Origin of the sequence: Massilia orientalis (assembly GCF_030411975.2) — a bacterium.
GTDB lineage: Bacteria > Pseudomonadota > Gammaproteobacteria > Burkholderiales > Burkholderiaceae_D > Telluria > Telluria orientalis.
Genome location: NZ_JASNRB020000009.1, coordinates 286,061 through 299,394, shown reverse-complemented (window position 1 = coordinate 299,394; position 13,334 = coordinate 286,061). Strand labels below are relative to the sequence as shown.

Below are 13,334 nucleotides of genomic sequence, written 5' to 3'. Positions count from 1 at the left end.
GTTGTTGCCCCACGTCAGTGCTGCGAGGTGTATGATTTTGGACGCAATATCAACGTGCAGTCCTCGCAAAGCACCGTATGACCAACCCAGTGCCCGTGCCGCTTGCCGACCCACGCAAGCCCGCCATCCTCATCGTCGACGACGCGCCCGACAACCTCGGCACGCTGCGTTCGATGATGCTGCGTCAAGGCTACCAGACGTTCGTCGCCACTTCCGGTGACCGCGCGCTGGACATCGCCCAGCGCGTCAAGCCGGACCTGATCCTGCTGGACGTCGTCATGCCCGGCATCGACGGCCTGGAGACGTGCCGCCGCCTGAAGGCGCATCCGGCCACGACGCGCATCCCCGTGATCTTCATGAGCGCGCGCGGCGAGACGGAAGACATCGTCGCCGGTTTCGACACGGGCGCCGCCGACTACATCCCGAAACCCCTGCGCCTGGAAGAAGTGTGTGCCCGCGTGCGCGCCCAGTTGCGCCTGCGCAGCGGCAGCGACACCCAGTCCGAGCAGACCGACCGCCTGCGCATGATCGTCAACAGCATGGACCAGGGCCTGCTGATCGTCGAGAGCTGCGGCCGCGTGCAGTACGCGAACCCGGCATGCGACCGCTACCTGGGCTATGCGCCGGAGGAACTGGTCGGGCAGTCGCTGAAGGATCTGCTGGACTGCAAGGAACCCGGCTGCTGTGCAGGCCTCGATGCAATGACGTACGGCACGCGCGAAGTCGAGATCCGTCACCGCGACGGCAACCTGCGCGCGATGGACCTGACGATGACGCCGATGCACGCGGCGGACGGCCTGTTCGTCGTCCTGCTGCACGACATCACGCACCACAAGCAGTCCGAGGACGCGCTGCAGCGTGCCGCGATGCTGGACCCGCTGACCAAGATCGCCAACCGCCGCCACTTCGACGCCTTCCTGGACAAGGAATGGCACCGTGCCATCCGCACCGCCCAGCCGCTGTCGCTGGTCGTGCTGGACGTCGACCACTTCAAGCTGTACAACGACACGCTGGGCCACGCGGCGGGCGACGTCTGCCTGCAGAAGGTCGCGCAGACGCTGCAGGACCACGCCGCGCGCCCGACCGACCTGGCGGCCCGCTACGGCGGCGAGGAATTCGTGCTGCTGTTCGCCGAGACGCCCGCGGAAAACGCGGCGCGCCTGGCGGAGATGATCCGCGCGGCCGTAGCGGCGCTGGAAATCCCGAATCCGGGTTCGACGACGTCGACCTGGCTCACGGTATCCGTGGGCGTGGCGACGATCGTGCCGACGCAGCTCGATGCGATCGACAACCTGTTCGTGTGCGCGGACCGCGCCATGTATGCGGCCAAGGCCGGGGGGCGCAATCGGGTGGAGTCGACCATTGTCGGGGCGGCATGGGACGTGGTGCACGACGCGGCTGTTCTGACCGCGCCCTGAACGCCCGTGGGCAGTCCCATGCAGTCCTGCAGGCCTAAACGACCGGGCCTCCCCGCGTTCGCGCATGAATGCCGACCGCTTTGCCGTATATCTCGGTGTCCGCTTCGTAAGCCAGGCCAAGGCGTTTGGCGACGCGCAGCGACGATTCATTGGCCGCAGCGATGACAGCGCGGACTTTCGGTTCGCGCCGGACCTCGAGCGCATGATGCATGGCCGCCGCCGCCGCTTCGTTCGCGAATCCGCGGCCCCAACATGCGCGATAGGTATTCCAGCCAAGCTCCATCACGGCGCAATCCTCGCGAAAGAACGCGCCGACGTTGCCGACGAGCCGGCCCGTCGCCTTTTCCTCGACAGCCCACCATCCGGCGCCGTGGATGAGCCACAGGCCCGCTTGCGAACAAAAGATGCGCCAGGCGGCATGGCGGTCGGCCGGGATCAGGTGGGCCGCGCTGACCGGGTCGGCCAGGTGGGCCGCGAATGCGTCGAAGTCCTCGCGCCGGTATTCGCGCAGGAGGAGCCGTTCCGTGTGAAGGTAGGGAACAGCAGTGATGAAGTCGCTATTCTCCGGGGAATCGGTCGGGTCGTCGTTCACAGCCACTCCACAGGGTAACTCGGAAGGCCCAGTGTATGAGCCAGGGCTGACGCCCGTCAACGCTGCGGATACCCGGTAATCTCCGCAATCTCCCGATACAACGGCTGCAACTGCCGATACATCTTCAAATAGACCTGCCGATACAGCCGCTCGTACACGTCGCGATGCGCCGGCACTGGCTCGAATACCCGCCCCACGCGCGTCATCGCGCCGATCGCCGTCGCGAAATCGCGGTGCAGCCCCAGCCCCACGGCCGCGTCGATGGCGGCCCCCAGGCCCGACGTCTCGTACACGTGCGGCCGCGACGTCGGCAGGCCGAAGATGTCGGCCGTCAGCTGCATCGCGCAATCGCTCTGCGAGCCGCCGCCGGACACGCGCAGTTCCGTGATCGCCACGCCGCTTCGCTTCTCGATGCGTTCCTTCCCCTCGCGCAGCGCGTACGCGAGCCCTTCCAGGATCGCGCGGTACACGTGCGCCCGTGTGTGCACGTCGCCGAAGCCGACGATCGCGCCCTTCGCTTCGCGGCCCGGCACGCGGATGCCGGGCGTCCAGTAAGGCTGCAGCATCAGCCCCATCGATCCGGGCGGGACGGAACGCGCCAGCTGGTCGAACAGCTGTTCGGGCGCCACGTCTTCCGCCAGCGCGCGCTGCTGCTCGCGGTGGCCGAACTGCTCCTTGAACCAGTTGACCATCCAGTACCCGCGGAACACCTGCACCTCGCTGCTGTACGCGCCGGGGATCGCGGCCGGATACGGCGGCAGAAACGGCGTCACCTCGACATAGCGCGTGCCCGTCGTGTTGATGGTCGCCGTCGTGCCGTAGCTCAGGCATCCCACGTGCGGTTCGCGGCAGCCGGCGCCGATCACCTCGCAGGCCTTGTCGGCCGCCGCGGCCAGCAGCGGCGTGCCGGCCGGGATGCCGGTCGCGTCGGATGCATCCCGGCCGATCTCGCCCAGTCGCTCGCCCGGCTCGACGAGTTCCGGCAGCATGCGCGGTTCGACGGCGAGCGCCTGCCACTTCCAGTCGCGCGGACCGGCCCAGCGGCGGCGCTTGTAATCGAACGGGACGTACGCGACCTGCGAGCCGGACGAATCCGCGAAGCACCCGCACAGCCGCCAGTTCAGGTAGCCGGACAGCAGCAGGAATTTGTCCGTCGCGGCCCACACGTCCGGCTCGTGCGCGCGGATCCAGTTGATCTCCGCCTCGCCTCGAAAATAATCGATGGTGCCGTCCACGCGCGCCAGCTTGAACGCCGTGCGCCACCACCACGAGATCGGCGGCACGGTGTCCGTGTGGCGCTGGTCGAGCCATGTGATCGCGGGCCGCAGCGGCCGACCGTTGCGGTCGAGGTTCACCACCGTGCCGCGCTGCGTCGTCACGGCCACGCCGGCGATGGCGTCGCGCCGGACGCCGGGCTGCGTCCAGAGGCCCTGGCATGCGCGGCACAACGCCTGCCAGTAATCCTCCGGATCGTGCTCGGCCCAGCCGGGCTGCGTCGAGAAATACGGGTCCAGCATCACCTGCGATTTCGCGACGATGTTCCCGGCGAGGTCGAACAGCAGCGCGCGCACGCTCTGGGTGCCGTTGTCGATGGCGAGGATCGTCGTCGCATCGCAGTTCTTCCTAGTCTTCATGTGGCAAACCGTGGTGAAGGGTCCAGTGTGCGCGGTATGCCGCGCCCTCGTGCGCCCAGCGTGCGTCATCCCAGCCGAGTTCCGGCTGGCAGATCGCGCGGATGCGGTCCAGGTGCGCCGTGCCGCCGTCGCGCAGCAGCAGGCCGAGGCGCGTGCGGCGCAGCAGCAGGTCGTCCAGGTGCTGCACGGCTTCGCAGCGCGCGGCCCAGCGCAGTTCGGCCCACGCGGTCTCCGTGCCGGGGATGCGTTCCAGTTCGCCGGGCCGCGCGGCGTCCAGCAGCGCGGCCGCGCAAGCGCCATAACGGCCGTGGAGGCGCCGCGGCACACTCGCGCCGGCGCAGGACACGGGCGCGAACACGGCGCGGGCATCGAGCGGATCGTCCCAGCCGGGCAACTGCTGTTTTACCAGCCGCAACGCATCGAGCGCGATGGCGCGGAACGTCGTGAGCTTGCCGCCGGCAATCGCCACGAGGCCGGCCGACCTCCACGCGGCATGTTCACGCCCTGCCCGCGACGGCGCCCCGCCCTCCTTGCCCGCGATGACGGGGCGCACGCCCGCGTACGTCGCCACCACGTCCTCGTCGGTTAGTTGCAGGCCAGGGAACTGCGCCTGCAGCGCCACCATCAGGTAATCGACTTCCGCACGCGTGATGCGGACCGCGCGGTCCATGCCGTCCGTGTGGTCGAGGTCCGTCGTGCCGACCAGCGTGGCGCCTTCCCACGGAAACGCGAACACGGGCCGGCCGTCGTGCGGATGCATCAGGCTCACCGCGCGCGCCAGCGGCAGCCGCCACGCGGGCAGCACGAGATGGCTGCCGCGCAGCGGACGCAGACGCGGGCCGGCGCCGTGCAGAGGGCCGGACCACGCGCCCGTCGCATCGACGACGACCCGGGCACGCACCGCGTAGTCCGTACCGTCGCCGGCGAGCAGCGCCCCGCACACGCGGCCATCGGAAGAGCGCAGCAACTCGCGCGCGCCGAGATAATTGACGGCCGCCGCGCCATGACCGAGTGCCTCGCGCAGCACGCGCAGCACGAGGCGGGCATCGTCCGTGCGCGCGTCCGTGTAAACGATGCCGCCCGCGAGACCGCCCCGCTTCACGTTCGGCGCCGCCATCAGAAAATCGTCGGCATCGAGCCAGTGCCGCTCGCGCCGGCCCGCCATCACGTCGTAGAGCGCGAGGCCGGCCAGGAAGCTGCGCCGGCCGCGCGCGCCCCCGTACTGCGCGAATGCGAAGCCCTGCGGTTCGACGAGGCCAGGCGCGCAGGCGAGCAGCATCTCGCGCTCGCGCACGGATTCCGCCGTCAGCCGCACGTGGCCATCCTTCAGGTAGCGCAGGCCGCCGTGCACGAGCTTCGACGAACGGCTCGACGTGCCCCACGCGAAATCGCGGCGTTCGACGAGCAGCGCCTTGAGTCCCCGCCGTGCGGCCTCCAGCAGCACGCCCGCGCCGCTGATGCCGCCGCCGATCACGAGCACGTCCCAGTCGCGCGCCAGCACGTCCGCCAGGCCAGCGCGGCCGCCCCGCTGCCACAGCGCGGCGAAGGCGCCGCTCATGGCGTCACCAGCTTGCCCGGGTTCATGCGGCCGTCCGGATCGAATGCGCGGAACAAGGCGCGCAGCGCGGCCATGCCCAGCTCTCCCTTTTCGTGCGCGAGCCACGGCGCGTGGTCGCGGCCCACGCCGTGCTGGTGGCTGATGGTGCCGCCGCTCGCGACGATGGCTTCCGACACCGCCGTTTTCAGCAGCCGCCAGCGCGCGAGGTCCGCGTCGTAGTCCCCGGCCAGGCGCCAGATGAACGTCGAGTAGACGCTCGCGCCCTGCGGATACAGGTGCGACAGGTGCGTGTACGCGTGCACCCGCTCGCCGTCGCACGCCAGCGCATCGTGCGCGGACCGTTCGATGGCGCGCATGGCGGGCGTGACGCGCGGCCAGTCGAGCGCCGTCTCCACCGTGTCGATCGCATAGCCGTGCGTCCACGCGCTGTTGCGCAGGTAGACGTTGCGGAAGCGGTTGCGCTTCCACCGCTCGCCCAGTCCCTGGCCGACGTGCACACCGCCATCCGGACGTGCCAGCGCCAGCGCCGCCTTCAGCGCGGCGCGTGCCTGCGCCTTTTCTCCGCTCGCGCCCACGAGCAGCATGCATTTATCCGGGCCCGCGCCGCGCAGCTTCAGCCACGTCTCCAGCAGCGCCACCTGGCGGCCGTGGCCGGCCAGCGTGAGCATCGTCGCCGTCTCCGCCGCATTCGACAGGCGCAGCATCGACAGGCCCAGTCGCGCCTGCACGATGGTGCGCACGGCCCGCTCGGCCGCCGTCCAGTCGGGGAAGAACACGGCGTGGAACGCTTCATATGCGGGCAGGCGGCTGATGCGCACGGCGGCTTCCGTCAGGATGCCGAGCCGGCCTTCCGACCCCAGCACCAGTTCGCGCAGGTCGGGGCCGGCGGCGGACGCGGGAAAGGTGGGGATGGCGAGCGGGCCGGCGGGCGTCTCCACGCGGCCGCCGGCGAACAGCTGTTCGATGCGGCCGTAGCGCAGCGATTGCTGGCCCGAAGAGCGCGTGACGACCCAGCCGCCCAGGGTCGAATAATCGAACGATTGCGGGAAGTGGCCCAGCGTATGGCCGTGCGCGCGCAGCTGCGCCTCCAGGTCCGGGCCGGCCACGCCGGCTTCGAACACGGCCAGCTGCGCCTCCGCGTCGATGGACACGAGCGCACGCATGCGCGCCATGTCGACGCACAGCGTGGGCCGCGCGCCGACGGCGTCCAGGTGTCCGGCGACGCTCGTGCCGCCGCCGTACGGGACGACGGCCGCGTCGTGGTCCGCGGCCCAGCGCAGCAGCGTGCGCACGTCGGCGCCGCTTTCCGGGAACGCGACGCCATCCGGCGCCGTGCCGATGCGGCCGTAGCGCAGGCGCAGCCAGTCCTGCAGGCTCTGGCCCGCCGCATGCGTCAGGCGGATCGGCGGCGTCGCATCGACCAAAGGATGCGCCGGCAGCCTGCCCGGCGGCAGGGAAGCGCACAGCGCGTCGACCCCGGCGTCGCGCGGCGGCGTGCCAGCGCCGATCTGCCCGCGCAGGAAATCCAGCGCGGACTCGCCCAGCGCCACCTCGATCGTATCGTCTCCCCAGCCGTTCCAGCGTCGCATTCTATTTTTCTCCGTACGCAGTGTCCATCCTGTCGCTATACTGCCTGGGGTCATCACGACCGTATTGCGGATTCATGCCAAGCGCTTGTTCGAACATGCCAGCCACGCCGCCCCGGGTCACCGCGGCCTATCTGCAGCCGCTGCTGGAGACGGCCGCCGCGCGCGGTATCGACGCGGCCGCGCTCGCGGCGGGCGCCGGTCTCGCGGACATCGCATCGGATCCGCTGCCGGCTGCCGACTACATCGCCCTGCTGGACGCGGGCAGCCGCCTCGCGAACGATCCGCATTTCGGCCTGCACGTGGGCGAGCGCGTACGGCCCGGCACGTACAGCGTGTACGGTCTCGTGCTGCTGGCCTGCCGCGACATCGGCCAGGCGCTGGATCAGACGCAGCGCTACGAACGGCTCGCGCACGACCTCGGACGCTCGCGCCTGGAACCGCGCGGCGCGCTTGCCCGCTACACGTGGACGAGCCACTATCCGCATGCGAGCCGCCACTTGGCGGAGAGCGTGTTCGCCGGCATCCGCACGTTCGGGTCGTGGCTCGCGGGACGTCCGCTCGCGCCGCACGCGCTCGCGTTCGCGCATGCGCGCCCGCCCGATGCCGACCCGGCCGAGTATGCGCGCGTGCTGGGCACGATGCCGGACTTCGGCGCGTCCGCGCACACCGCCGACTTCGACGCCGCCCTCCTCGCGCTGCCGCTGCCCGCCGCGGACATCACCATGTACCCGCTGCTGCAGCAGCACGCCGAACGCCTGCTGCGCGAACGGGAACAGACGGCGAGCGGGATCGTCGCGCAGGTCCATGCGGCCATCGTCGACGCGCTCGCCCGCGAACCCGTGCGGCTGGCCGGCATCGCGGCCGCGCTGGACCTGTCCCCGCGCACCTTGCAGCGCAAGCTGGCCGACGCCGGCGCGACGTTCCAGCAGGCGCTCGACGCGGCCCGTTACGCGCTGGCGATGGATTACCTGCGCCGGGACGGGCTGTCGCTCGTCGACATCGCCTTCCTGCTCGGCTTCCAGGAACAGAGCGCGTTCACGCACGCGTTCCGCGAATGGTCGGGCATGAATCCCGGCGCGTGGCGCGAGCGCGTGGCCGGTAAAAAATAGATGGCGCCCTGGGTGTTTTCATAAACGATGCCGCGGACGCATTTGCTATAACGACAGGTTGACCCGGCCGCTGGGCTGGACTACACACAGAGAGTCAATACAAATGTGGAAATCGTTATTCATTGGAGGCCTGTCCGCGTGCGCGCTGGCGGCACATGCCGCGCCGCCGACCATGCAGCGCGTGGGCACGGGCATGGAGGTGCGCACGGACCAGGGCGTGCTGACGATCGAGCCGGTGGCGCCGCGCGTCGTCCACGTCCGCTTCGGCCCCGCGGGCTACACGGGCAATTACAACCCGGCCGTCATCGCGCAGCCGCAAAAGATCGCGTTCGAGATCGGTGAATCCACGGACGCGTGGACGCTGTCCACGGCCGGCCTGAAGGTGCGCGTGGGACGCCAGGACGGCAACGTCTCGTTCCAGACGCCGGACGGCAAGGAGATCGTCAAGGAAGGCGGCCGCGACCTGTCGCGCGGCGTCGTGCAGCGCTTTTATAACGACGACCATGGCACGGTCCTGTACGGCCTCGGCCAGCACCAGAACGGCCTGCTCGACTACGGCGGCAACATCGTGCGCCTGCAGCAGGCGAACCGCGACGTGGCCGTGCCGATGCTGGTCTCGCCCAAGGGCTACGGCATCCTGTGGAACAACGCGGCCGTCACGGACGTCGAGGTCGACATCCCGTCCGGACCGCCGATCCTGGTCCGTTCGGAAGCGGGCGGCGGCGTCGACTACCATTTCATGTACGGTCCCGGGCTGGACGACGTGATCAAGGGCTACCGCCGCCTGACGGGCACGGCGCCCATGATGCCGCGCTGGACGTGGGGCCTGTGGCAGTCGAAGGAACACTACAAGACGCAGGACGAGCTGCTGTCGGTCGCGGCGAAATACCGTGAGATGAAGGTGCCGCTCGACGCGGTCATCCAGGACTGGCAGTACTGGCTGCCGGGCCAGTGGGGCAGCCACGAATTCGACAAGGCGCGCTTCCCCGATCCGGCCGCGATGGTCAGGAAGCTGCACGACCAGAACGTCCACACGATCATCTCCGTGTGGGCCCGCCTCGACCCGGACACCGCCAACACGAAGGCGCTGGACGCGATGGGCGGCCTGTACCCGCCCACCTATCCGAACGTCTACCCGGCCGGCAAGGGCCGCTGGTACGACGCGTACAACCCGCGCGCCCGCGACCTGTACTGGCGCCAGGTCATGCGCGGCCTCGGCACGCTCGGCTTCGACGGCTGGTGGCTGGACGCGTCGGAAGCGGAACTCGGCGGCTGGTGGGGCCAGATGCGCGAACTGCAGACCGGCGCCGGTCCGGGCAGCGTCGTCTACAACGCCTATCCGCTGCTGCACACGACGGCCGTGCATGACGGGATGAAGCGCGACCAGCCCGGCAAGCGCGCGTTCATCCTGACCCGCTCCGCGTACGCGGGCCAGCAGCGCAACGCGGCCATCACGTGGTCGGGCGACACGATGGGCAACTGGGACGTGTTCCGCCGCCAGATTCCGGCCGGGTTGAATTTCATGCTGAGCGGTATCCCGTACTGGTCGGCCGACATCGGCGGCTTCTTCGGCGGTTCGCCGAAAGATCCGGCGTACGCGGAACTGTTCACGCGCTGGTTCCAGTTCGGCGTGTTCAACCCGATGTTCCGCGTGCACGGCACCGGCGACGGCAAGGAGATCTGGCAGTTCGACGACGCCACGCAGAAGATCATGCGCGACTACATCGACCTGCGCTACCGCCTGCTCCCGTACATCTATTCGGCGTCGTGGGACGTCACGCACAACGACGGCACGATGATGCGCGCCCTCGCCTTCGACTTCCGCGAGGACGAGCACGCGCTCCACATCCCGGACCAGTACATGTTCGGCAAGGCCCTGCTCGTGGCGCCCGTCGTGCAGGCGAAGGCGCGGGCGCGCGACGTCTACCTGCCCGGCAAGGACGCATGGTACGACTTCTGGAGCGGCGCGCGGCTGGCGGCCGGCCAGGTCGTGACGGCGAAGGCCGACATCGCGACCATTCCCCTCTACGTGCGCGCCGGCAGCATCCTGCCGCTGGGCCCCGTGAAGCAGTTCGCGGACGAGAAATCGGATGCGCCTGTGGATCTCGTCGTCTATCCGGGCAAGGATGGCGCTTATGAACTGTACGACGACGGCGGCGACGGTTACGCCTACGAGAAAGGCGAGTATGCGGTCGTGCGGATGACGTGGAACGACGGCGCCAGGCGCCTCGACATCGCGCCGCGCCAGGGCCGCTACGACGGCATGCCGGCCCGCCAGGCGTTCGCGGTGCGTTGCGGTCCCAAGCCCGGCGCCATCGTCAAGGTCGTCTATGACGACAAGGCGGCTTCCGTCGCGCTGCCGCACTGCGGCGGCTGACGCGCCGCTCAGCGCGCGCGCCTGCCGGCACGGAGGCGTGCGCGCAGGCGCGCGCGGGCGCCGGCCCGCAAATCGTCCAGCGCCGGCACGATGGCGAGGCCGCACAGCAGCAGCGCCAGCGGCACCGTCACCACGTAGCCGAAGATCTTGAAGCCGAGCGCGCCCGCGACGCCGCCGCAGAAGAAGGCCCCCAGCAGGCCGCACAGCAGGACGAGGCGCCCGCGGTTCGCGGTCACGCGCGGGTGCGGAGGGCTGGTCAAGCCATCGTCCACGTTCCAGTACATCATCTTGCCGAGTTCGATGCCGATGTCGGTGACGATGCCCGTCATGTGCGTCGTGCGGATCTCCGCATGCGAGATCTTCGTTACGAGCGCGTTCTGCAGGCCCATCGTAAAGCACAGCAGCATCACCGTGGCCGGCACGAACAGGCCCCGCACGCTGGACAGCTGGGCGCCCAGCACGCCGAAGGCGAGCAGCAGCATGGCTTCGCACAGCAGCGGCAACGCGTATTCGCTGGCCAGCGCACGGCGCCGGCCGTAGTTGACGAGGATCGCCGTGGTGGCCGCGCCCAGCAGGAACGAGACGATGGCGCCGAGCGCGTCGAGCACGAGGTCGAAGGCGCCCAGCGCGAGATTGTCGGCGGCCGACGACACGATGCCCGTCATGTGCGACGTGTACTGTTGCACGGCGAGGAAGCCGCCGGCGTTCACGGCCCCGGCCACGCCCGCCAGTGCATAGCCGAGGTGGCGGTTGGCCCGGGCGCTGCGCGCCTGCGCGGTCAGGGTGCGGACATAGTCGACGGAGCGCTGCATGATGATGGGTTCGATTTGGATTCCTTAAGTCAATACTAACGCACCCGGGGTCACGTGGCTATAATTGCCCTTCTCACCTCGAATATCGCCAGGAAAACACATCGCCGTGAATCCACATCTCGACCGCCTGCACCCGTACCCGTTCGAAAAGCTGCGCCAGCTGTTCGCCGGCGTCACGCCGAATCCCGACTACAACGCCATCAGCCTCGGCATCGGCGAGCCGAAGCACCCGACGCCCGCGTTCATCCAGAAAGCGCTGACGCACGCGATGGCCGGCCTCGCCACGTATCCGACGACGCACGGCAACGAGCCGCTGCGCGCCGCGATCGCCGCATGGCTGGAGCGCCGCTACGGGATTCCGGCGCTGGATGCGGCCACGATGGTGCTGCCGGTGAACGGCTCGCGCGAGGCGCTGTTCGCGATCGCCCAGACCGTGATCGACCCGCGCAAGCCGGGCGCGCTCGTCGTCAGCCCGAATCCGTTCTACCAGATCTACGAAGGCGCGGCCTACCTGGCGGGCGCCGAGCCGTATTTCGTGAATTCCCAGCCGGCCCGCAACTTCGCCTGCGATTACTCCAGCGTGCCGGACGAGGTATGGTCCCGTGTACAGCTGCTGTACCTGTGCTCCCCGGGCAATCCGACGGGCGCCGTGCTGTCGCTGGACGACTGGCGCGAATTGTTCGCGCTGGCCGACCGCCACGGCTTCGTGATCGCGGCCGACGAGTGCTATTCCGAGATCTATTTCGGCGCCACGCCGCCGCTGGGCGCGCTGGAAGCGGCGCACCAGCTGGGCCGGAGCAGCGGCGCGCGTCCGTACGCGAACCTGATCGTGTTCTCGAGCCTCTCGAAGCGCTCGAACGTGCCGGGCATGCGCTCGGGCTTCGTCGCCGGCGATCCGGAACTGATGAAGAAATTCCTGCTGTACCGCACCTACTGCGGCGGCGCGATGTCGCCGCCGGTGCAGGCCGCGTCGATCGCCGCGTGGAACGACGAGGCCCACGTGCAGGAGAACCGCATGCTGTACAAGGAAAAGTTCAACCTCATCACCCCGCTCCTGAAGCAGGTGATGGACGTCGAGCTGCCGGACGCCGGCTTCTACCTGTGGGCCGACGTGCGCCGCACGGGCCTGTCGGACACGGAGTTCGCACGCGGCCTGTACGCCGAATATAATGTGACGGTTTTGCCCGGCAGTTACCTGGCGCGCGACGCGCACGGCAGCAATCCGGGCCGCAACCGCATCCGCATGGCGCTCGTCGCCGAAGTGGACGAAGGACTGGAGGCGGCGAACCGCATCGTCCAGTTCTGCAACGATCTCAAGGCTTCCTGAAACACCACCTGTATAGACCAATATCATGACCCAACAACTCCAGACCATCATCGACACCGCGTGGGAACAGCGCGCGGACATCAGCCCGACCAGCGCCAGCGCCGAAGTGCGCGACGCCGTCGCCCACGTGCTGGCCGGCCTTGACGACGGCAGCCTGCGCGTCGCCCAGAAGGACACCGGCAGCTGGGTCGTGAACCAGTGGATCAAGAAAGCCGTCCTGCTGTCGTTCCGCCTCGAGAACAACACCCCAATGGGCTCGGCGGCGGGCCTCGGCGGCAGCCTGCAGTTCTACGATAAAGTCCCGACCAAGTTCGCCAACTACTCGGCCGAAGATTTCGCCAAGGGCGGCTTCCGCGTCGTCCCGCCGGCCGTCGCCCGCCGCGGCTCGTTCATCGGCAAGAACGTCGTGCTGATGCCGTCGTACGTGAACATCGGCGCCTACGTCGACGAAGGCGCGATGGTCGACACGTGGGCGACGGTCGGCTCGTGCGCCCAGATCGGCAAGAACGTCCACCTGTCGGGCGGCGTGGGCATCGGCGGCGTGCTGGAACCGATGCAGGCCAACCCGACCATCATCGAAGACAACTGCTTCATCGGCGCCCGCTCGGAAATCGTGGAAGGCGTGATCGTCGAAGAGAACTCGGTGATCTCGATGGGCGTGTACATCGGCCAGTCGACCAAGATCTACAACCGCGAGACCGGTGAAGTGAGCTATGGCCGCATCCCGGCCGGTTCGGTCGTCGTGTCGGGCAGCCTGCCGTCGGCCGACGGCAAGTACAGCCTGTATTGCGCGGTGATCGTCAAGCAGGTCGATGCGAAGACCCGCGCGAAGACGGGTATCAACGAGCTGCTGCGCGGCGTCTGATCCGTCATTCCCGCGGAAGCGGGAATCCATACTGGGCATCAGAAATCGCACAG

General features: G+C 69.0%; 10 protein-coding genes. 5 read left to right on the top strand and 5 right to left on the bottom strand.

Features of this window, described 5'->3' with window-relative positions:
- Window positions 1-77: 77 nt before the first annotated feature.
- The gene (locus QPK29_RS16930) at window positions 78-1,418 is read left to right on the top strand and encodes a diguanylate cyclase (RefSeq protein ID WP_371768162.1); all 1,341 of its coding nucleotides are present in this window, start codon (window positions 78-80) and stop codon (window positions 1,416-1,418) included.
- 34 nt (window positions 1,419-1,452) lie between these two features.
- Here the strand turns inward: QPK29_RS16930 and QPK29_RS16925 are convergent, their stop codons facing one another.
- Genes QPK29_RS16925 through QPK29_RS16910 form a run of 4 tightly spaced genes read right to left on the bottom strand, consistent with a single transcriptional unit; the run spans window position 1,453 to window position 6,791 of the window.
- Window positions 1,453-2,010 carry a GNAT family N-acetyltransferase gene (locus tag QPK29_RS16925; RefSeq protein WP_056137206.1) on the bottom strand — a complete coding sequence of 186 codons (558 nt, stop codon included), beginning with the start codon at window positions 2,008-2,010 and terminating at the stop codon, window positions 1,453-1,455.
- 56 nt (window positions 2,011-2,066) lie between these two features.
- Complete coding sequence (locus tag QPK29_RS16920; protein ID WP_371768161.1) at window positions 2,067-3,644, bottom strand: FGGY-family carbohydrate kinase; 1,578 nt, start codon at window positions 3,642-3,644, stop codon at window positions 2,067-2,069.
- Window positions 3,634-5,202 (bottom strand): glycerol-3-phosphate dehydrogenase/oxidase, encoded by a 1,569-nt coding sequence (locus QPK29_RS16915; protein WP_371768160.1) that lies wholly within the window; start codon window positions 5,200-5,202, stop codon window positions 3,634-3,636. The genes QPK29_RS16920 and QPK29_RS16915 overlap by 11 nt, the downstream gene beginning before the upstream one ends.
- On the bottom strand, window positions 5,199-6,791 hold the full coding sequence (locus QPK29_RS16910; protein WP_371768159.1) for an FAD-binding oxidoreductase: 1,593 nt from the start codon (window positions 6,789-6,791) through the stop codon (window positions 5,199-5,201). Before QPK29_RS16910 ends, QPK29_RS16915 begins: the two co-directional genes overlap by 4 nt.
- Window positions 6,792-6,886: 95 nt before the next feature.
- Here QPK29_RS16910 and QPK29_RS16905 point away from each other — a divergent pair, with 95 nt between their 5' ends.
- Window positions 6,887-7,900, top strand: a complete 1,014-nt coding sequence (locus QPK29_RS16905) for an AraC family transcriptional regulator (protein WP_229502097.1) — start codon at window positions 6,887-6,889, stop codon at window positions 7,898-7,900.
- 103 nt (window positions 7,901-8,003) lie between these two features.
- Window positions 8,004-10,277, top strand: coding sequence for a glycoside hydrolase family 31 protein (locus QPK29_RS16900; protein WP_371768158.1), 2,274 nt, complete (start codon window positions 8,004-8,006; stop codon window positions 10,275-10,277).
- Between the two features lie 8 nt (window positions 10,278-10,285).
- On the opposite strand, the gene QPK29_RS16895 is transcribed toward QPK29_RS16900, so the two are convergent.
- Window positions 10,286-11,089 (bottom strand): YoaK family protein, encoded by an 804-nt coding sequence (locus QPK29_RS16895; protein ID WP_056137200.1) that lies wholly within the window; start codon window positions 11,087-11,089, stop codon window positions 10,286-10,288.
- A 106-nt stretch (window positions 11,090-11,195) separates the two neighbouring features.
- On the opposite strand from QPK29_RS16895, the gene dapC reads away from it, so the two are divergent.
- Both dapC and dapD read left to right on the top strand, forming a co-directional pair.
- The gene (dapC, locus tag QPK29_RS16890; protein ID WP_371768157.1) at window positions 11,196-12,416 is read left to right on the top strand and encodes a succinyldiaminopimelate transaminase; all 1,221 of its coding nucleotides are present in this window, start codon (window positions 11,196-11,198) and stop codon (window positions 12,414-12,416) included.
- A 25-nt stretch (window positions 12,417-12,441) separates the two neighbouring features.
- Complete coding sequence (gene dapD, locus QPK29_RS16885) at window positions 12,442-13,281, top strand: 2,3,4,5-tetrahydropyridine-2,6-dicarboxylate N-succinyltransferase (protein ID WP_160410062.1); 840 nt, start codon at window positions 12,442-12,444, stop codon at window positions 13,279-13,281.
- Window positions 13,282-13,334: the final 53 nt, after the last annotated feature.